We start from the raw sequence: 18444 nt of genomic DNA on the forward strand, positions 1-18444 counted from the left end.
AACAGCACATGCCCGGTATGAGCGTGACGCTCGAATCGATGCGCCGACGATGTCAGAGAGGCGTGTTGAAATTGTCGTGCCCGACCACTATCGACTTCCGCGCGAGGCGAACAGCGCGCTGGTAGACGTGATAATGGCTGTGCGGGACCGGATGCTGGGATCAGGGAGGGGAGTGGCGTGAGCCTGAGGTTCGCCTTCTATGGCCGAGTGAGCACGGAGGACGCTCAAGACCCGGAGGCGAGCCGCAGCTGGCAGAAGCGGCGTGCCATAGACCTGATCGCTCCGCACGGCGGAGTCCTCGCCGCTGACTACTTCGATGTGGGACAGAGCCGTTCGCTGCCGTGGAAGCGCAGGCCGGAGGCATCACGTCTCCTTGGTGATGTCGCTTGTCGGGACCGTAACTTTGATGCCGTAGTGATCGGGGAACCCGCCCGTGCGTTCTACGGGCCGCAGTTCGCGCTCACCTTCCCTATCCTCACGCACTACGGCGTCGGCCTGTGGGTACCCGAGGTCGGCGGAGCAGTCGATCCCGGTTCTGAGGCACACGACCTGGTGATGACTCTGTTCGGCGGCATGAGCAAGGGAGAGCGCGCACGAATCCAGATGCGGGTCCGTACGGCGATGTCAGCACTCGCGCAGGACACGTCGAGATACCTCGGTGGTCGACCACCCTACGGTTACCGGCTCGTCGACGCCGGCCCGCACCCAAACCCTGCCAAGGCAAATCTTGGGCAGCGGCTTCACCGCCTCGAACCTGACCCCGCGACGTCGCCGGTCATCGAGCGAATCTACCGCATGTACGCCGACGGAGCGGGCCTGCGCTACATTGCGCAACAGCTCACCGACGATGGCGTGCCGTCACCGAGCCAGTACGACCCGGCGCGGAATCGTCATCGTGACCCGCGAGGCTGGTCCCATTCTGCGATCCGCGCGATACTCGACAACCCGGCGTACCGCGGTATCCGTGTTTGGGGCAAGCAGGAGAAATACGAGGTCCTGGTCAGCCCCGACGATGTCGCGGCGGGGTACGAGACTCGTATGCGGTGGCGTGATCAGGCCGACTGGATCGCACCAGACCGCCGCACGCATGAAGCGCTGATTCCCGATGAACTGGTGCAGGCTGTTCGTCTTCGGACGCAGGCACGGCGTGGTCCCGGTCTCGTGTGCAGCAGAGAATCGACCGTGCCGTATGCGCTGCGCGGGCTCCTGTTCTGTGCCGCGTGTGGACGGCGGATGCAGGGCGCCGCTCGCGTCGGGAAACGAACGACCCGCATCCTCTACCGTTGTGAGCTGGGCAAGTCGCGTTCTGTACCTGTTGACCTGAGTGATCATCCGCGCACCGTCTATCTCCGTGAAGACGAGGTGACTGCGCGACTTGACGAATGGATCGCCACCCTGGCCGATCCGGAAGACCTTGCACGCGGGCAGGACGTGGACCCGGCAGGCGGTACTGGCTACGCCGCCCTACAGCGCCAGCTTCGCGAGGCGAATGCCAAGGTTGCTGCTTTGGTTACCGCCGTGGAGTCTGGCGTGGCCGTGGAGGACTTGACCGCCGCATTGCGTCGCCGCACCGCCGAGCGCGACGAGCTGAAGGCCCGTCTTGAGCAAGCGGAGCGGCCCCGTCTCATGTCTGCCGCACAGATCAGCGAATTGGTCGAGGAACTGGGCGGGCTGTCAGCTGTGCTCGGTGCGGCGACCGGGGCGGAACGCGCCGAGGTGTACGCGACCCTTGGGCTCCGCCTTGATTACGATCCGCATCTGCGACAAGTTAAGGCGACGGCCGATTTGAGTCGTGTCGCCGGCTGTGTCCGAGGGGGGACTTGAACCCCCACGCCCATTAGTAGGGCACTAGCACCTCAAGCTAGCGCGTCTGCCATTCCGCCACTCGGACAAGGCCAAACCAGCATGGGTTGGCAGCTAAGGCTATCGGATTGCCTGCCGCGAACCCAATCCGACTCCTCGGGACGCCGCGATGCTCGGCATCGGGCCGTCCGGCCGCGGCAATGGTAGGAAAGGGGGTTGTGACCATTCAGAGCGGGGCGACCGAGGAGCCGACCAACCCGAGTGACGACGTCGTCGAGGTGGTCAGCAAGCTGATCCGGTTCGACACCACCAACACCGGCGAACCCGAGACCACCAAGGGCGAGGCCGAGTGCGCCCAATGGGTCGCCGAGCAGCTCGCCGAGGTCGGCTACGCCCCGCAATATGTCGAATCCGGCGCCCCCGGCCGCGGCAACGTCTTCGTCCGCCTGCCCGGCGCCGACCCCTCACGCGGTGGCCTGCTCATCCACGGGCACCTCGACGTGGTGCCGGCCGAGCCCACGGAGTGGAGCGTGCACCCGTTCTCCGGCGCGGTCAAAGACGGCTTTGTCTGGGGCCGCGGGGCGATCGACATGAAGGACATGGTCGGGATGATGATCGTGGTGGCCCGGCAGTTGAAGCGGGCCGGCATCGTCCCCCCGCGTGATCTGGTCTTCGCGTTCATCGCCGACGAAGAGCACGGCGGCACCTTCGGGGCGCAGTGGCTGGTCGACAACCGGCCGGATCTGTTCAACGGGGTCACCGAGGCGATCGGCGAGGTGGGCGGGTTCTCGCTGACCGTGCCGCGCCGCGACGGGGGAGAACGTCGGCTCTACCTGATCGAGACGGCCGAAAAGGGGCTGTCGTGGATGCGGCTCACCGCCCGCGGCCCCGCCGGTCACGGGTCGATGGTGCACGACCAGAACGCCGTCACGGCCGTCGCCGAGGCCGTCGCCCGGCTGGGCCGGCACCAGTTTCCGCTGGTGCTGACCGACACCGTCGCGCAGTTCCTCGCGGCCGTCAGCGAGGAAACCGGGCTGACCTTCGACACCGAGTCGGGCGACCTGCGGGGAGCGGTCGAGAAGCTGGGTCCGATGGCCCGCATGCTCAAGGCCGTGCTGCACGACACCGCCAACCCCACGATGCTCAAGGCCGGGTACAAGGCCAACGTCGTCCCGGCGATCGCCGAGGCGGTGGTGGACTGCCGGATCCTGCCCGGTCGCAAGGAGGCGTTCGAGGCCGAGATCGACGAGCTGCTCGGCCCGGACGTGACCCGCGAATGGATCAAGGACTTCTCGTCCTATGAGACCAGCTTCGACGGTGACCTCGTCGACGCGATGAACGCCGCCGTGCTGGCGCTCGACCCGGACGCCCGCACCGTGCCGTATATGCTCTCCGGTGGTACCGACGCGAAATCCTTCGCGCGCTTGGGTATTCGCTGTTTCGGCTTCAGCCCGCTGCGGTTGCCGCCGGACCTGGATTTCACCGCGCTGTTCCACGGCGTCGATGAACGGGTACCCATCGACGCGTTGCGGTTCGGCACCGACGTGCTGACCCACTTCCTGACCCACTGCTAGTTGACGAACGCAAGCCGATCACCCGAGAGGACCGCCATGAGCACTGCGCCCGACCCATACGCATCGCTGCCCAAGCTGCCGACGTTCACGTTGACCTCGCAATCGGTCACCGACGGTCAGCCCCTGGCCAAGCCCCAGGTCAGCGGCATCATGGGCGCCGGTGGTGAGGACGTCAGCCCCCAGCTGAGCTGGTCGGGATTCCCGGAAGGGACCCGCAGTTTCGCCGTCACCGTCTATGACCCCGACGCGCCGACGGCCTCCGGGTTCTGGCACTGGGCGGTCGCGAACCTGCCCGCCGACGTCACCGAGCTGGCCGAGGGCGCCGGCGACGGCAGCAACCTGCCCGGTGACGCGCTCACGCTGGTCAACGACGCCGGGCTGCGCCGCTACCTCGGCGCCGCGCCGCCGGCCGGGCACGGCCCGCATCGCTACTACATCGCCGTGCACGCCGTGGACACCGACAAGCTGGATCTGCCCGAGGACGCCAGCCCGGCCTTCCTCGGGTTCAACCTGTTCCAGCACGCCATCGCCCGCGCGGTCATCCACGCCACCTACGAACAGAAGTAGGCTCAGCCCCGAGCCGCCGCGCCGACCGCCTCACTAAGCGAGGCGAACCCCCCGTCGTGCAGCCGCCGGGCGACGCCGTCGTGAATCTGCTTGGCCCACAAGCCTCCTCCGTAGATGAAGCCGGTGTAGCCCTGCAGCAGCGAGGCGCCCGCGGTGATCCGCTCCCAGGCGTCGTCGGCGTTTTCGATGCCGCCGACGCTGATCAACACCAGGCGGTCGCCGACCCGGCCGTAGAGCCGGCGCAGGACCTCGACCGCGCGGCGCGCCACCGGCGGCCCGGAGATGCCGCCAGCGCCCAGCTTGTCGACGCCGGGCGTCCGCAAACCCTGCCGCGAGATCGTGGTGTTGGTGGCGACGATGCCGGCCAGGCCCAGCTCGACCGCCAGGTCCGCGATGGCGTCCACATCGGCATCGGAGAGGTCCGGCGCGATCTTCACCAGCACCGGTGTGGTCGTCTCGGCGAGCACGGCCGACAGGATGGGCCGCAGCGACTCGACCGCCTGCAGGTCGCGCAGCCCCGGGGTGTTCGGCGAGCTGACGTTGACCACCAGGTAGGAGGCCAGCGGACCCACCAGCCGCGCGCTCGCCCGGTAGTCGTCGACTGCCTGATCGGCCGGCGTTGCCTTCGTCTTGCCGATGTTGACCCCGATCGGCACCTCCGGCCGCTGGCGCGCGAGCCGCATCGCGAGCGCGCCGGCGCCGAGGTTGTTGAAGCCCATCCGGTTGAGCAGGGCCCGGTCGGCGGGCAGCCGGAACATGCGGGGGGCCGGGTTGCCGGCCTGCGGGTGGGCGGTGACGGTTCCGACCTCGGCATGCCCGAAACCCAGCGCGCCCCAGGTGAGTACGCCCAGTCCGTCCTTGTCGAAGCCGGCCGCCAGGCCCAGCGGACCCGGGAAACACACCCCGAACACGGTGCTGGCCAGCGCCGGATCGGTCGGGGCCAGCAACCGGCGCAAGGCCCGGCGTGCCCAGGCGACGGCCGTGACGCCGCGCAGGAAGCCGAAGACCAGCGTGTGAATGCGCTCGGGCGGGATCACGAAAAACAGCTGCCGCAGCAGGCCGTACAGCCGGTGGCCGCCCGCGCGTGGCCGGTGGGGTGTCACAGTTGCGGCTGGTCGGGCCGCCGCCCCTCGTAGCCGGTACCGTCCAGGCGAGACTTCTTGCGGCGCAACAACACTCGTCTGCTGCCGTCGTTGTAGAGCCGCACCCTGGTCAACTCCCAGCCGCGGTATTCGGCCTCGATGGACAATCGGGTCGACGCGCTGACCCGGGTCACTTCCGGGGGTAGGCGCAGCGGCACCCATTCGTATTCGTCGGACATCTCGGTGTCCCAGCCCGCGGGCAGGCGGCTGTGCCGCGCCGCGGTCAACGCCTACCCGCCGCGTGATCGATGACCTGAACTCCCGCACCGGATCCCGACACCACGTACAAGGTGTCCGACGCTTCGTCGAAGGCCAGTGAGTTGGGTTGCTGCACGGTCGGGTAGCGCACCTTTTCGACGGGGATTCCGGTGGACAGGTCGTAACCAATGACGATATTGGAAACGGTCTGCGAAACCCAGGCTAACGCGCGGGAACCCGCCAGGCCGTAGGGCGCCTGCGACACCGGGTAGGCCTGCCGCAGGATCAGCGGGTCCACGCCGTAGACCAGCAGCTGACCGCCGCGGGTGTCGGCGACCAGAACGCGGCCCAGCGCGTCGGCGGCCATGGTGGTGGCGCCCCGGCCGGCACGCAGGGCCTGCTGGACGTGGCCGTCGGCGTCGATCGTCGTCACCGACGTCTGCCCGCGATCCAGCACCACCGTCGTATCGCCTTGTGTGACAAGACAATCGACGCGCGCGAAGACCTTGTTGCGACTGGCGACGCTCGCGGCGCTCACCGCGCCCGGCTTGGGGGAGGCGAGGGTGTAGACGGCGCCGTCGGCGCTGCCCAACACGAGCCGGCCGTCGGCGCGTCGCGCCACCGCGGTGAACTCGGTCTGGGTCGCGTCGCTCACGCTCACCTGCGCCGTGTGGCCGGTGGACAGGTCGACCGCGAAGTAGCCGCCGCGCGCGGCCAGATAGGCGGTGCCCTGGCCGTCGTCGGTCAACGCGCTGGCCGGCCCCGGCAGGTCGACGACGCGCGGCGGGGCCTGCGCCTCACCGAAAACGGTGATGCTGCCCGGCGCTGCCGGGTCGCTGCCCGGCGCCAGGACCGCCAGCCGGCGGGTGCCGGCATCGAACACCGCCGCGGCCGCATGGGCGGGCAGCGGCCGCACCGCGCCGGCCGGCGACTGCGACGGCGGCGGCGACACGGCCGCCGCCGCGGGTTCGATGGTCCGCGGCGCGCCGGCCAGCGGATTCGACGAGCAACCGACCGCCGCACCGAGCAAAACCGCGAGGCTCAACACACCGCCTTGAGCTGCCAGCTTGTGGCGCCATGGTTGTGACAGCAAGTGCTTTCCCTCGTGGTGCGGCGGTGGAACACAAATTCTAAGGAACGAGGTCGGTCCCACAGGGCCATGCTGCCCGCGTCTGGCCGGACCGGCGAGGTATCGTCGGCTCATGGCCGTCACCGCTGACCGTCATAGGACGCAGGAAGAGTTTGCTGTCGAAGACATGTCGACAGGTATTTTCGCTAGCGGATACGGACAAGTCGGTGATGGGCGAAGTTTCTCGTTCCACATCGAGAACCGATCACTTGTCGTGGAAGTTTACCGGCCACGCCTGGCCGGGCCCGTTCCGCAGGCCGACGAGGTGGTCGCCACCGCAGTCCGCAGCCTGGTCGATATCGACCTCACCGACGAGCGCAGCCTGAGCGCGGCGGTGCGCGACTCCGTGGCGCACGCGGAGCCGGTTTCCCGCTAGGCCGCGCGCGTCGCCGGCGTCGGGCCACTCAGCTGCGGTCTCGGGGCCTCCTACCGGGTAGCGTCGTGGTCGACATGACCGTCATTCTGCTGCGACACGGCCGATCCAGTTCGAACACCGCCGGCATCCTCGCCGGACGTTCGGCGGGCGTCGACCTCGACGACAAGGGCCGCGAGCAAGCCGCCGCGCTGATCGACCGGATCGGTGATCTGCCGATCCGCGAGTTGATCACCTCGCCGCTGTTGCGCTGCCGTCGCACCCTCGAACCACTGGCCGACGCGCTGTGTCTCGCGCCGCTCGTCGAAGACCGGCTCGCCGAAGTGGACTACGGGGAATGGACGGGCCGCAAGATCGCCGAGCTGGTGAGCGAGCGGTTGTGGAAGGTCGTGCAGGCCCATCCCAGCGCGGCGGTCTTTCCCGGCGGCGAGGGCCTGGCGCAGGTGCAGGCCCGGGCGGTCGCCGCCGTCCGCGAGCACGACCGCCGGCTGGCCTCGGAGCACGGTGGCGACGCGCTGTGGGTCGCTTGCACCCACGGTGATGTCATCAAGGCGGTGATCGCCGACGCGTACGGCATACACCTGGACGGGTTCCAGCGCGTCACCGCCGACCCGGCGTCGGTCAGTGTGATCCGGTACACCGAACTGCGCCCGTTTGTGTTGCACGTCAACCACACCGGCGCGCGGCTGTCCGCCGCACTGCGGGCCGGACCGCAGCCGAAGGAAGAGGCAAAGGCGGAAACCGACGGGCAGCCCAACGGCGAGGCGCAGGCACCACCGGCCGCCGGAGTCCCGTCCAGCGACGCCGTGGTCGGCGGTTCGACGGATTAATTCGACTGCCACCACTATCGGATCGCACGGCGACGGCAACAGCCGGTATTTTGGAGGTGCCATGTCCCGCGCAATTCACGTCTTCCGCACCCCCGACCGCTTCGTGGCCGGGACCGTTGGCCAGCCCGGAAATCGCACGTTCTACATCCAGGCGGTGCACGACGCGCGCGTGGTGTCGGTGATCCTGGAAAAGCAGCAGGTTGCCGTACTGGCCGAACGCATCGGCGCGCTGTTGCTCGAGGTGAATCGCCGGTTCGGCACGCCGGTTCCGCCCGAGCCCGCCGAGGTCGAGGACCTCAAGCCGTTGATCACGCCCGTGGACGCCGAATTCCGGGTCGGGACCATGGGTCTGGGCTGGGATTCGGAGGCCCAGACCGTGGTGGTCGAGCTGCTCGCAGTCACCGACGCCGAGTTCGATGCGTCGGTGGTGCTCGACGACACCGAGGAGGGTCCCGACGCGGTGCGGGTGTTCCTGACGCCGGAGTCGGCGCGGCAGTTCGCCAGCCGCTCCAACCGGGTGATCTCGGCCGGGCGTCCGCCGTGCCCGCTGTGCGACGAACCGTTGGACCCGGAGGGACATATCTGCGCGCGCGCCAACGGCTATCGGCGCAATGCGCTTCTCGGGTCTGACGATGACCCCGAGGTGTGACGACCATGAGGTGTTGCGCAACGGCGAGCTGACGGTCATCGGACGGATCCGCTCGGCCAGCAACGCCACCTTCCTGTGCGAATCTACGCTCGACGAGCGCGCGGTGCACTGCGTCTACAAGCCGGTCGCCGGCGAGGCGCCGCTATGGGACTTTCCCGACGGAACGCTGGCCGGCCGCGAGCGGGCCGCATACCTGGTGTCGGCGCAGTTGGGCTGGAACATCGTGCCCTACACGATCATTCGCCACGGGCCGGCGGGCCCGGGCATGTTGCAGCAGTGGGTGCAGCAACCCGGCGACACGGTGGACACCGAGCCGCGGCCGGGCCCGGATCTGGTCGACCTGTTTCCCGCGGGCAGGGCCCAGCCCGGCTACCTGCCGGTGCTGCGCGCCTACGACTACGCCGGCGACGAGGTCGTGTTGATGCACGCCGACGACATTCGCCTATGGCGGATGGCGGTGTTCGACGTGCTGGTCAACAACGCCGACCGCAAGGGCGGCCACGTCCTGCGCGACCTCGACGGCCACATCTTCGGGGTCGACCACGGTGTGTGCCTGCACGTGGAGGACAAGCTGAGGACCGTGCTGTGGGGGTGGGCCGGCAAGCCGATCGACAGTCAGACGTGCAAGGCCGTCGCCGGCCTCGCCGAGGCCCTCACCGGCTCGTTCGGCGACGAACTGGCCGAGCACATCACGTCCGCGGAGATCGCCGCGCTGCGCATGCGCGCGCACGCGCTGCTGGACAATCCGGTGATGCCGGGACCCAACCGGCATCGCCCGATCCCGTGGCCGGCTTTCTAGCGGTGATCGCAAGCGCGGCACGGCGTCGGCGATACTGAACCGGTGAGCCATGCCCCCGACGACGAGTCGGACGAGATGACCGATGCCGCGCTGGCCGCCGATCTCGCCGCCGAAGCGGGGGAGTTGTTGCTGAAGGTCCGCGACGAGGTCGGGTTCGGGTATCCCTGGGCGCTGGGCGACGCGGGTGACAGCCTGGCGAACGACCTGATCCTGCGGCGGCTGCGCGTCGAGCGGCCCGGCGACGCGGTGCTCAGCGAGGAGGCCTACGACGACCTGTCCCGGCTGCAGCACGACCGGGTGTGGATCATCGACCCGCTGGACGGCACCCGCGAGTTCTCCACGCCGGGCCGCGACGACTGGGCGGTCCACATCGCGCTGTGGCAGCGACCCAGCGATGGCCAACGCGAGATCACCGACGCGGCGGTGTCATTGCCCGCGCGCGGCAACATCGTCTACCGCAGCGACACCGTGTCGGCCGGCGCCGCCCGCGCCGGCGTCACCGACACCATCCGCATCGCCGTCAGCGCCACCCGGCCCCCGGCGGTCCTGCACCGGATGCGGCAGACGCTGCCCATCCAGCCGGTCGCGATCGGCTCGGCGGGCGCCAAGGCGATGGCCATCATCGACGGCGACGTCGACGCCTACGTGCACGCCGGCGGCCAGTGGGAGTGGGACTCGGCCGCCCCGGCCGGGGTGGTGATGGCCGCCGGGATGCACGCCTCGCGGCTCGACGGATCGCCGATGCGCTACAACCAGCTCGACCCGTACCTGCCCGACTTCGTCATGTGCCGCGCCGAGCTGGCGCCGATCCTGCTGGGAGCCATCCGCGACGCCTGGCGCTAAGGGTGGGCGATTCCGGGCAGCTTCGTCGGCGCGCTGGGGCCGATTGCGCGGCTCCTCCGCGGCCCACTGCGCGGGCCGCTTCGTCGGCGCGCTGTGCTGATTGCGCGCCTCCTCCGCGGCCCACTGCGCGGGCCGCTTCGTCGGCGCGCTGTGCTGATTGCGCGCCTCCTCCGCGGCCCACTGCGCGGGCCGCTTCGTCGGCGCGCTGGGGCCGATTGCGCGGCTCCTCCGCGGCCCACTGCGCGGGCCGCTTCGTCGGCGCGCTTAGGCTGATTGCCATGCAGTCGTGGTCTTCCCCACAGGTCCCCGTATTGGCGGGGCGCGGCCCGGAGCTTCGGCTGTATGACACCTCTGACCGGCAGGTGCGCCCCGTGGCGTCCGGGTCGACCGCCACGATGTACGTCTGCGGCATCACCCCGTACGACGCGACCCACCTGGGCCACGCCGCAACCTATCTGGCGTTCGATCTCATCTACCGCCAATGGCTGGATCTCGGCCACGACGTCCACTACGTCCAGAACGTCACCGACGTCGACGACCCTCTGCTGGAGCGCGCCGAGCGCGACGGCATCGACTGGCGGGAGCTGGCGCAGCGCGAGGTGTCGCTGTTCCGTGAGGACATGACCGCGCTGCGCATGCTGGCACCCCGCGAGTACGTCGGGGCGACCGAGGCGATCGCCGAGGTCGTCGAGCTGGTCGAGAAGATGCTGGCGTCCGGGGCGGCCTACGTCGTCGAGGGCGAATACCCCGACATCTACTACCGCGCCGACGCCACGCCCCAGTTCGGCTACGAGTCGGGCTATGACCGAGAAACCATGCTGCGCTTGTTCTCCGAGCGCGGCGGCGACCCGCAGCGGCCCGGCAAGACCGATCAGCTCGACGCCCTGCTATGGCGGGCGGCGCGGCCCGGGGAGCCCAGCTGGCCCTCGCCGTTCGGCGACGGACGGCCCGGCTGGCACGTCGAGTGCGCGGCGATCGCCCTCAGCCGCATCGGCAGCGGCCTGGACATTCAGGGCGGGGGCAGCGACCTGATCTTTCCGCACCACGAATTCACCGCCGCGCACGCCGAATGTGTCCGCGGCGAAAGGCGATTCGCGCGCCACTACGTGCACGCCGGGATGATCGGCTGGGACGGGCACAAGATGTCCAAGAGCCGAGGCAACCTGGTGCTGGTGTCGACGCTGCGCGCCCAAGGCGTCGAGGCGGCGGCCATCCGGCTGGGCCTGCTGGCCGGCCACTACCGCGGCGACCGGTACTGGAGCCAGCAGGTGCTCGACGAGGCCGTCGCCCGGCTGCAGCGCTGGCGCACCGCGACCGCGCTCCCGACCGGCCCCGACGCCGCCGACGTGATCGCGCGGGTGCGCCAATATCTGGCCGACGACCTCGACACGCCCAAAGCGCTTGCGGCGCTTGATGGTTGGTCAACCGATGCGCTCGAGTACGGTGGCCACGACGCCGAGGCGCCCCGCTTGGTGGCGACCGCGGTCGATGCGCTCCTGGGCGTGGCCCTGTAGTCGCGGTAAACCTATCGCGAGGAAAACCGCTCGCACGTTCTGCAACCTCTAGCGGAGTCGACGCGAAAGTCATGCATCTGCGGACGGCGCCTGAGCCGATTCAAGCCGTTCCTATGAGTTTGCTAAGGGGGCCTCGGCCGGTGCCCCGGGAAACTTATGAAACAGCTGTACAATCAGCATATTTAATTTACATATGTGTGAATTGAGGGGTAGAAAATAATTTGCTGTCCGCGGCCTACCCGAGTATATTTCAAGTAATACTGGTTCTAGAGGGGTGAGGTCCCGCGCGTACGAGGAGCGGGTCAGCTCGGTGGATATCGGGCAGACGGCGAGGCTGACCGGCAAGTCGCGATCGTAGTCGGCGGCACAAACAACGTGTGGCGGCTACCGCTGGGCCGTGCCGGCCCCGATGGAGAGTTACGACCGAACCCACGGAAGCTGCCTGATATGTATGCACGAAATACGCGCACTGCGCCCTTGAATTAAGTAGGGCTTCAGATGCACGGGGGTAAGGGGTCAGCGTGGCCTGTAGTTGGGCGCGATGTCGAGTTGCGACGATCGCTGGGGGCGCTCAGTAACGGCGAGTTCCAAGGCGTCGCGTTGGTCGGCGACAGTGGCGTGGGCAAGTCGACGCTGGCGCGGATGCTGGCCAAGACGGTGGAGTCGGCGGGGCGCACGGTGCGATTTGCGCTGGGCACTCAAACGGGTCGTGCTGTGCCGTTGGGTGCGTTTTCTCGCGCGGTGAGCCTTGGGGTGGCACACGAGCCGGCGATCATGCTGGCCGCCGCGCATCACACCTTGAGCCAGGACAAGAACCTGGTGGTGGTGGTCGACGACGCGCAGCTGCTCGATCCGCTGTCGGCCACCTTCGTCAATCAGCTTGCGGCCGGCCGCAGCGCGAAGTTGATCGTGACCATCCGGTCCGGCGATTCGGTCTTGGACGCGGTGACCGCATTGTTGAAAGAGCGCCTGTTGCTGACCGTTCACATCGATCCGTTCACGCGCGAGCAAACCGAGCTATTGGCCTGTGCGGTTCTGGGTGGTCCGGTCGACCCACGCTTGGTCGACGAGTTGTCGGAGCGCAGTGCGGGAAACCTGTTGCTCCTACGCGGATTTCTGACCGCCGGCCGCGAAAATGGGGCCCTGGTTCAGGGCGAACACGGCTGGCAACTCCAAGGCCCGCTGCGCGCAGATCGCGAACTTTACGACGTTCTGGAGTTTCAGCTGCGCTCGCTGACCCCAGCGGAGCTGGAGGTCGTGGAGATCTTGGCCACCGGCGAGGTGCTGGGGTGGGAGGTCCTGCGGGAGATCTGCGATGCCGACGCGATGGCGAACCTGGAGCGTCGTGGTCTGATCCAGTTGGTCGCCGACGGATCCCACGCTCTGGCGCAGTTGAACAACCCGATGCTTGGTGAAGCGGCGACCCGCCACGCCGGGATGGTGCGCATCCGGGAACTCAACGGCGAATTGGCGCGAGCCCTTCAAAAGCAGCAGCGGGCAGGGAGCCGGCTGCCGGGGTTGCCCGGCCCACAGGGACGAATTCGGCTGGCCCAGTTCATGATGCGAAGCGACCTACAGCCCGACCTGGAGATGGTCATCAAGGCGGGGATGGACGCGCTGGCGATGTCGAATGTGGGGTTGGGCGAGGAGTTGGCGAGGTTCGCGGTCGATCGCGGCGGCGGTCTGCCGGCCGCTCTGGTGCTCGCCGAGGCGGTGAGCTGGCAGGGGCGCGGCGAGGAGGCCGACGCCGTGCTCGTCGACGCCGAGCCCGACGGCGGCGACGAGTGGCTGATCGCGCGGTGGGGCTGCCTGCGCGCTGCCAACTTGTACTGGGGTTGCGGGGACGTCGAATCCGCCACCCAGGTACTCGATGACGTGAAAAAGCTTGTCTCGTCCGAGTTGTGCCTCCGCCTCATCAACGGGCTGGAGGTCTCCATGGCGTACTTCCGTGGCGACGTAGAGACGACGATCGAACTCGGGCCGGGCCTATGCCAACCCGATGCACTGCCGATGGCGACCGTGTGGGCGGTTTTCCCGACATGTTGTGCGTTGGCGGGAGCCGGGCGGTTTTCCGAGGTTCCCCGCTTGGCGGCCATCGGGGCGCGCGCGGCCGAGCTGTGCGGATTGGGACCGCATCGATTCAACATCGGCATGGCCGAGGTCATGGCGGCGACGGCCGCCGGCGACTATCGGGCGGCGGAGCAGATCTACGAGCGTTACGCCGCGATGGCCGCCGGCCTTCTTGCCGCGGAGGCCATGGTCGACGCGATGCTCGGGCTGGTGCAGGTAGCCCGCGGTGAGCTGGCGTCAGCGTGCGCTGTATTCACCAATGCCACTGCGGTATTCGCCCAGGGGTTTCCGTCGCCGTGGCTGATCGTGGTGGCCGCCCTCCATGCCCAGGCCGAGGGGGCGCGGGGCGACAGTGCGGCGGCCGCCGCGGCGCTGCGGCGAGCGGAGAAAAACTACGGACCGCATGTCGCGGTGTTCCTGCCCGAACTCGAGCTCGCCCGGGCCTGGGAACGGGCAGCTGCCGGTGACACGTCGGCCGCCCAAGCGCACGCGACGCAAGCGGCGCAGATCGCGCGAGCGGCCAAGATGCATGCGGTGGAGATGCGGGCACGCCACACGGCCGTGCGCTTCGGCGATCCCTCGCAGGCCACGCCGCTGGAGAAACTCGCTCGTATCCTGAACACCCCGTTGGCCGCGGCGGTCGCCGACCATGCCTGCGCTCTGGCGAAACACGACGGTGCCCTGCTCGATGCCGCTGCGGGTCGGTTCGCTGATCTCGGCGCATTGGCGCTTGCCGCGGACGCGTGGGCGCAGGCGGCGGGCGAGCATGGCCGCCGAGGCGATCGCGGCAAGAAATTTGAGTCGTCGACCCGGGCGCACGCTTTGGCGAGCCATTGCGAGTTGCACACACCGGCGGTCGAGAGCGCGGCACGCCCACTTCCCTTCAGCGGCCGTGAGCGCCAGATCGTCATGCTGGTCGCGGCCGGTTTGTCCAACCGGCAGATCGCCGACCAGTTGGTCATCTCGGTGCGCACGGTGGAGGGACACCTGTATCGGCTTTTCGCCAAACTCGGGATCAACACTCGCGAGCAGCTCATCTGCCTGATGCGCAGGGAGCCGTCCATGCGAAGCGAGTTGTCACGTCGCGGCGACGAGTCGCTGCGTTACGAGCGCCACGATCACCCGCGGACCGGCTGAGTCTTCGTCGGCAACCGATCGATTCGACGGGCCGCCACTCGATCTCCAGGCGCGCACCACTCGACTTGTGTCCGGATTCCGGCGATGCCTGCTCGAGGGACCATACCCTCCGGCACATGAGTGGCAGTCGCAAGCGCGCGGTCGCGATCGTTAATCACGATGTCGGCCCGTCCGTACCCGCAGAGACGGCCTCGCCGTGGGAGTCGCCGATAGTCGAGGACCGACGCGCATCGGAGCCGTTGGCGCCGGCCTCGACTTCGTTGGACGCCTTCAGGCTTTATCTGGCGGGCGCGCGGTCCGGGTTTGTGTAGCGGCGGCCCAGGGCGTCGTCCGGTGGACGACAACGGCACTGGCTCGCGCCCGTCACGGACCAGCAGCAGTCTGGCCGCGACGTCGCCGGCTTGGGGGAGCGGGGAGATACATCGTTTGACACAGAGGGCAAATGGGTCGACGTGGCCCATCGTCGGACGCGATGCGGAGTTGCGCCGGTCGCTGGCCGCGCTGAACAACGGGGACTTCCACGGTGTGGCGCTGATCGGCGACAGTGGCGTGGGCAAGTCGACCTTGGCGCGCATGCTCGCGAAGACGGTGGAGTCGGCCGGGCGCACGGTGCGATTTGCACTGGGCACCCAAACGGGCTGGGCCGTGCCGCTGGGCGCCTTTTCGCGCGCGGTGAGCCTCGGGGTGGGGCATGAACCGGCAATCATGCTGGCCGCCGCCCATAACACCCTGAGCCAGGACAAGAACCTGGTGGTGGTGGTCGACGACGCGCAGCTGCTCGATCCGCTGTCGGCCACCTTGGTCAATCAGCTTGCGGCCGGCGGCGGCGCGCGGTTGATCGTGACGATCCGGTCCGGTGAGCCGGTGCTGGACGCGTTGACGGTGTTGCTGAAAGAGCGCCTGTTGTTGACCGTTCACATCGACCCGTTTACGCGCGAGCAGACCGAGCTATTGGCCGGCACGGTTCTGGGTGGTCCGGTCGACCCGCGACTGGTCGACGAGTTGTTCGAGCGCAGCGCCGGCAACCCGTTGCTACTGCGGGGCTTTCTGACGGCCGGCCGCGAAAGCGGGACCTTGGTTCACGCCGAGCATGGCTGGCAACTACAAGGCCCGCTGCGGGCGGATCGCGAACTGCGCGACGCTTTGGAGTTCCGGTTGCAGTCGCTGACTCCAGAGGAGTTGGAGGTGGTCGAGGTCTTGGCCACCGCCGAGGTGTTGGAGTGGGAGATCCTGCGCGACATCTGCGATGCCGACGCGATGGCAAACCTCGAGCGTCGTGGTCTGATCCAGTTGGTCGCCGACGGAACCCACACCCTGGCGCAACTCAATCACCCCATGCTCGGTGAAGCGGCCACCCGCCACGCGGGGATAGTGCGCTCGCGGCAGCTCAACGGCATCCTGGCGAAAACCCTTCGGAGGCACCTGAGGGCGGGCGGGCGGCGCTCGCACTTCGCCGATCCGCGAGGCCGAATCCGGTTGGCTCAGTTCATGTTGCGCAGCGACCTGGAGCCCGACCTAGAGGTGGTCATCGATGCGGCGGCCAGCGCACTGGCGATGTCGAACGTGGCGCTTGGTGAGGAACTGGCCAAGTTCGCGGTCGAACGCGGTGGTGGCCTGCCGGCCGCTCTGGTGCTTGCCGAGGCGGTGAGTTGGCAGGGGCGCGGCGAGGAGGCCGAATCCATTCTGCTGGACGTCGACCTCAGTGACGCCGACGACTGGCTGATCGCGCGGTGGGGCTGCCTGCGCGCCGCCAACTTGGCGTGGGGATGCGGTGACGCCGAAACCGCGACGCGCGTAGTGGCCGAGGCGAGGCAGCGCCTCGTGGCCGAGGGCGCCCTCCAGCTGCTCGCCGCGCTGGAGATATCAATCGGGTTCTTCTGCGGCGACATTGAGACGACGATCGAGCTCGGGCCGCGTCTGTGCGAGGCCGACGTAGTGCCGATGGCGACCGTGTGGGCGGCCGTCGCGACATGCGGCGCCTTGATGGCGGCCGGGCGCTTTTCCGAAGTCAGCCGCATCGCCGCTGCCGGTGTGCGCGCGACGGCACTCTGCAGGGCGGGCGCGCAGCGATTCGCCATCGGAATGGCCGAGGTCATGGTCGCGACCGCGGCCGGCGACTACCCGGCGGCCGACCGAATCCATAGGCGCTACGCCGCGCTGGCCACCGGTCTCCCCGCGGCGAAGGCCATGGTTGACGCCATGCTCGGGCTCGTGCAGGTGAGCCGCGGCGAGCTGTCGTCGGCGTGCGCCACACTTGACCGATCCATTTCGCAGCTGTCCCAAGGCTTTCCGTCGCCGTGGCTGCTGGTGGTGGCTGCCCTGCTGGCCCAGGCCGAGGGGGCGCGGGGCGACGGCGCGGCGGCCGGCGCGGCGTTGCGGCGTGCGGAGGAAACGTATGGACCCCACGTCGGGGTGTTTTTGCCCGAACTCGAGCTGGCCCGGGCCTGGGAGCGGGCAGCTGCCGGTGACACGTCGGCCGCCCAATCGCATGCGATGCAGGCGGCGCAGATCGCGCGAGCGGCCGCGATGCACGTGGCGGAGATGCGGGCGCGCCATGCCGCCGTTCGCTTCGGGGACCGGTCACAGGCCACCCGGGTGGATGAGCTCGCCCGAATGCTGGGCTCTTCATCGGCGCAAGCGGTCGCTGACCAAGCCCGCGGTCTGGCGCAGCACGACGGTGATCTGCTCGATGTCGCCGCGCACAAATTCGCCGATCTCGGTGCGTTGGCTTTTGCCGCCGACGCGTCGGCCCAGGCGGCCGGCGAGCATGCCCGGCGCGGCGAGCGGCGCAAGGAGGTCGAGTCGTCGAGCTGGGCCCATGCTTTGGCGGGCCAGTGCGGCGTGCGTACACCGGCGCTCGAGGCCGCGGCGCGCCCCCTTCCGTTCAGTGGGCGTGAACGTCAGATCGTGCTGCTGGTCGCGGCCGGATTGTCCAATCGTCAGATCGCCGACCGGCTGGTTATTTCGGTGCGCACCGTCGAGGGACACCTGTACCGGCTTTTCACCAAACTCGGCGTCAACAATCGCGACCAGCTCGTTCAGCTACTGAACCTGGATTGGTCCGCGACGCACGACGACGATTCGAGCACGTCATGACGACGGTTCCGCGCCGGCGGATGGCCATCGAACAGGCCGCGCTGGCCGCTCAAGCCGACCTTTCCCGGCCCGGCTACCGCATTTGCGGGTCCATCGCCGCGGGGGAGCCGTAGCCCGTCGTCTGCGGCACGTCTCTCCTGCGGCCGTCAACACAGGCCGGCGCCCGCGTCTCCGCCGAACAACAAAGGCAGCAATATCGCGAAACACGCTGCAGCAGAATCAAATCCGCGCTACCACGCGAATTCTCGGCGAACTCTGCCTGCCGCTACCAAGGGTCACTCTCGTAAATCGCGCTCACCACTCTATGTGCGCGTCCGGACTACGCTACCCGGCTTGATAAGGCCGACAACAGGATTGAAACCCATACGCTCCCGGTCATGTCGAGACCGATGCTGGGTCAAGCCCCCTGGCGCCCGGTCCAAAACAGCACGTGCAGTGAAGTGCGCGACCCATGCGACAACGACGTTTGGAGGCCCGGTGAGTACCAATCCGTTCGACGACGACACTTGCAGCTTTTTCGTCTTGATCAACGACGAAGAGCAGCACAGCCTATGGCCGGCGTTCGCCGATATTCCGGCCGGCTGGCAGACGGTTTATGGCGAAGCGGATCGCGCCGCGTGCCTGGAGTACATCGAACAGAACTGGCCCGATATCCGGCCGAAGACGCTGCGGAACAGGCTGGCGGCAGCGCGCCAGGCTTCTGACAGGTAGACGGCAAAG

15 protein-coding genes and 1 tRNA gene are annotated in these 18444 nt (G+C 68.5%); 12 read left to right on the forward strand and 4 right to left on the reverse strand.

Features of this window, described 5'->3' with window-relative positions; translation table 11 throughout:
• The first annotated feature begins 177 nt into the window (after nucleotides 1-177).
• On the forward strand, nucleotides 178-1824 hold the full coding sequence (locus OCU_RS50445) for a recombinase family protein (RefSeq protein ID WP_023899425.1): 1647 nt from the start codon (nucleotides 178-180) through the stop codon (nucleotides 1822-1824).
• Here the strand turns inward: OCU_RS50445 and OCU_RS36410 are convergent.
• Nucleotides 1806-1891: transfer RNA gene (locus OCU_RS36410), tRNA-Leu, on the reverse strand. The genes OCU_RS50445 and OCU_RS36410 overlap by 19 nt on opposite strands.
• A gap of 112 nt (nucleotides 1892-2003) precedes the next feature.
• Between OCU_RS36410 and OCU_RS36415 the strand changes: the two genes are divergently transcribed.
• Complete coding sequence (locus tag OCU_RS36415) at nucleotides 2004-3377, forward strand: M20/M25/M40 family metallo-hydrolase (RefSeq protein ID WP_263649205.1); 1374 nt, start codon at nucleotides 2004-2006, stop codon at nucleotides 3375-3377.
• A gap of 36 nt (nucleotides 3378-3413) precedes the next feature.
• A complete protein-coding gene (locus tag OCU_RS36420) occupies nucleotides 3414-3944 on the forward strand; it encodes a YbhB/YbcL family Raf kinase inhibitor-like protein (RefSeq protein ID WP_014380005.1) in 531 nt (176 codons plus the stop codon).
• A gap of 2 nt (nucleotides 3945-3946) precedes the next feature.
• On the opposite strand, the gene OCU_RS36425 is transcribed toward OCU_RS36420, so the two are convergent.
• The 3 genes from OCU_RS36425 to OCU_RS36435 are packed head-to-tail and all read right to left on the reverse strand — an operon-like array spanning nucleotide 3947 to nucleotide 6350.
• Nucleotides 3947-5011: a quinone-dependent dihydroorotate dehydrogenase gene (locus tag OCU_RS36425; protein ID WP_162130890.1), complete on the reverse strand. Its 1065-nt coding sequence runs from the start codon at nucleotides 5009-5011 to the stop codon at nucleotides 3947-3949.
• Between the two features lie 32 nt (nucleotides 5012-5043).
• Nucleotides 5044-5313, reverse strand: coding sequence for a DUF5703 family protein (locus OCU_RS36430; protein WP_008256210.1), 270 nt, complete (start codon nucleotides 5311-5313; stop codon nucleotides 5044-5046).
• Entirely contained in the window at nucleotides 5310-6350 is a 1041-nt protein-coding gene (locus OCU_RS36435; RefSeq protein ID WP_233425197.1) for a YncE family protein, read from the reverse strand. The genes OCU_RS36430 and OCU_RS36435 overlap by 4 nt, the downstream gene beginning before the upstream one ends.
• 136 nt (nucleotides 6351-6486) lie before the next feature.
• Between OCU_RS36435 and OCU_RS36440 the strand changes: the two genes are divergently transcribed.
• The 9 genes from OCU_RS36440 (at nucleotide 6487) to OCU_RS36480 (ending at nucleotide 18435) form a co-directional block, all read left to right on the forward strand.
• Entirely contained in the window at nucleotides 6487-6789 is a 303-nt protein-coding gene (locus OCU_RS36440) for a hypothetical protein (protein WP_041787055.1), read from the forward strand.
• Between the two features lie 74 nt (nucleotides 6790-6863).
• Entirely contained in the window at nucleotides 6864-7616 is a 753-nt protein-coding gene (locus OCU_RS36445) for a histidine phosphatase family protein (protein WP_041787056.1), read from the forward strand.
• A gap of 61 nt (nucleotides 7617-7677) precedes the next feature.
• Nucleotides 7678-8265 carry a DUF3090 domain-containing protein gene (locus OCU_RS36450; RefSeq protein ID WP_008256222.1) on the forward strand — a complete coding sequence of 196 codons (588 nt, stop codon included), beginning with the start codon at nucleotides 7678-7680 and terminating at the stop codon, nucleotides 8263-8265.
• A complete protein-coding gene (locus OCU_RS36455) occupies nucleotides 8249-9064 on the forward strand; it encodes an SCO1664 family protein (RefSeq protein ID WP_026071585.1) in 816 nt (271 codons plus the stop codon). Before OCU_RS36450 ends, OCU_RS36455 begins: the two co-directional genes overlap by 17 nt.
• 75 nt (nucleotides 9065-9139) lie before the next feature.
• Nucleotides 9140-9907 (forward strand): 3'(2'),5'-bisphosphate nucleotidase CysQ, encoded by a 768-nt coding sequence (locus OCU_RS36460; protein ID WP_085977636.1) that lies wholly within the window; start codon nucleotides 9140-9142, stop codon nucleotides 9905-9907.
• A gap of 278 nt (nucleotides 9908-10185) precedes the next feature.
• Entirely contained in the window at nucleotides 10186-11421 is a 1236-nt protein-coding gene (mshC, locus tag OCU_RS36465) for a cysteine--1-D-myo-inosityl 2-amino-2-deoxy-alpha-D-glucopyranoside ligase (RefSeq protein WP_008256229.1), read from the forward strand.
• 549 nt (nucleotides 11422-11970) lie between these two features.
• On the forward strand, nucleotides 11971-14628 hold the full coding sequence (locus OCU_RS36470) for a helix-turn-helix transcriptional regulator (protein ID WP_014380012.1): 2658 nt from the start codon (nucleotides 11971-11973) through the stop codon (nucleotides 14626-14628).
• Nucleotides 14629-15108: 480 nt separating this feature from the next.
• Nucleotides 15109-17724 carry a helix-turn-helix transcriptional regulator gene (locus OCU_RS36475; RefSeq protein WP_014380013.1) on the forward strand — a complete coding sequence of 872 codons (2616 nt, stop codon included), beginning with the start codon at nucleotides 15109-15111 and terminating at the stop codon, nucleotides 17722-17724.
• Nucleotides 17725-18201: 477 nt separating this feature from the next.
• Nucleotides 18202-18435: an MbtH family protein gene (locus OCU_RS36480; protein ID WP_008256233.1), complete on the forward strand. Its 234-nt coding sequence runs from the start codon at nucleotides 18202-18204 to the stop codon at nucleotides 18433-18435.
• Nucleotides 18436-18444: the final 9 nt, after the last annotated feature.

Origin of the sequence: Mycobacterium intracellulare ATCC 13950 (assembly GCF_000277125.1) — a bacterium.
Lineage (GTDB): Bacteria > Actinomycetota > Actinomycetes > Mycobacteriales > Mycobacteriaceae > Mycobacterium > Mycobacterium intracellulare.

What these genes read in the sequence shown, in the direction of transcription:
- mshC (WP_008256229.1), top strand. Translation starts at nt 10,186, where the DNA reads ATGCAGTCGTGGTCTTCCCCACAGGTCCCCGTATTGGCGGGGCGCGGC.
- OCU_RS36460 (WP_085977636.1), top strand. Translation starts at nt 9,140, where the DNA reads ATGACCGATGCCGCGCTGGCCGCCGATCTCGCCGCCGAAGCGGGGGAG.
- OCU_RS36455 (WP_026071585.1), top strand. Translation starts at nt 8,249, where the DNA reads ATGACCCCGAGGTGTGACGACCATGAGGTGTTGCGCAACGGCGAGCTG.
- OCU_RS36440 (WP_041787055.1), top strand. Translation starts at nt 6,487, where the DNA reads ATGGCCGTCACCGCTGACCGTCATAGGACGCAGGAAGAGTTTGCTGTC.
- OCU_RS36445 (WP_041787056.1), top strand. Translation starts at nt 6,864, where the DNA reads ATGACCGTCATTCTGCTGCGACACGGCCGATCCAGTTCGAACACCGCC.
- OCU_RS36420 (WP_014380005.1), top strand. Translation starts at nt 3,414, where the DNA reads ATGAGCACTGCGCCCGACCCATACGCATCGCTGCCCAAGCTGCCGACG.
- OCU_RS36450 (WP_008256222.1), top strand. Translation starts at nt 7,678, where the DNA reads ATGTCCCGCGCAATTCACGTCTTCCGCACCCCCGACCGCTTCGTGGCC.
- OCU_RS36415 (WP_263649205.1), top strand. Translation starts at nt 2,004, where the DNA reads ATGGTAGGAAAGGGGGTTGTGACCATTCAGAGCGGGGCGACCGAGGAG.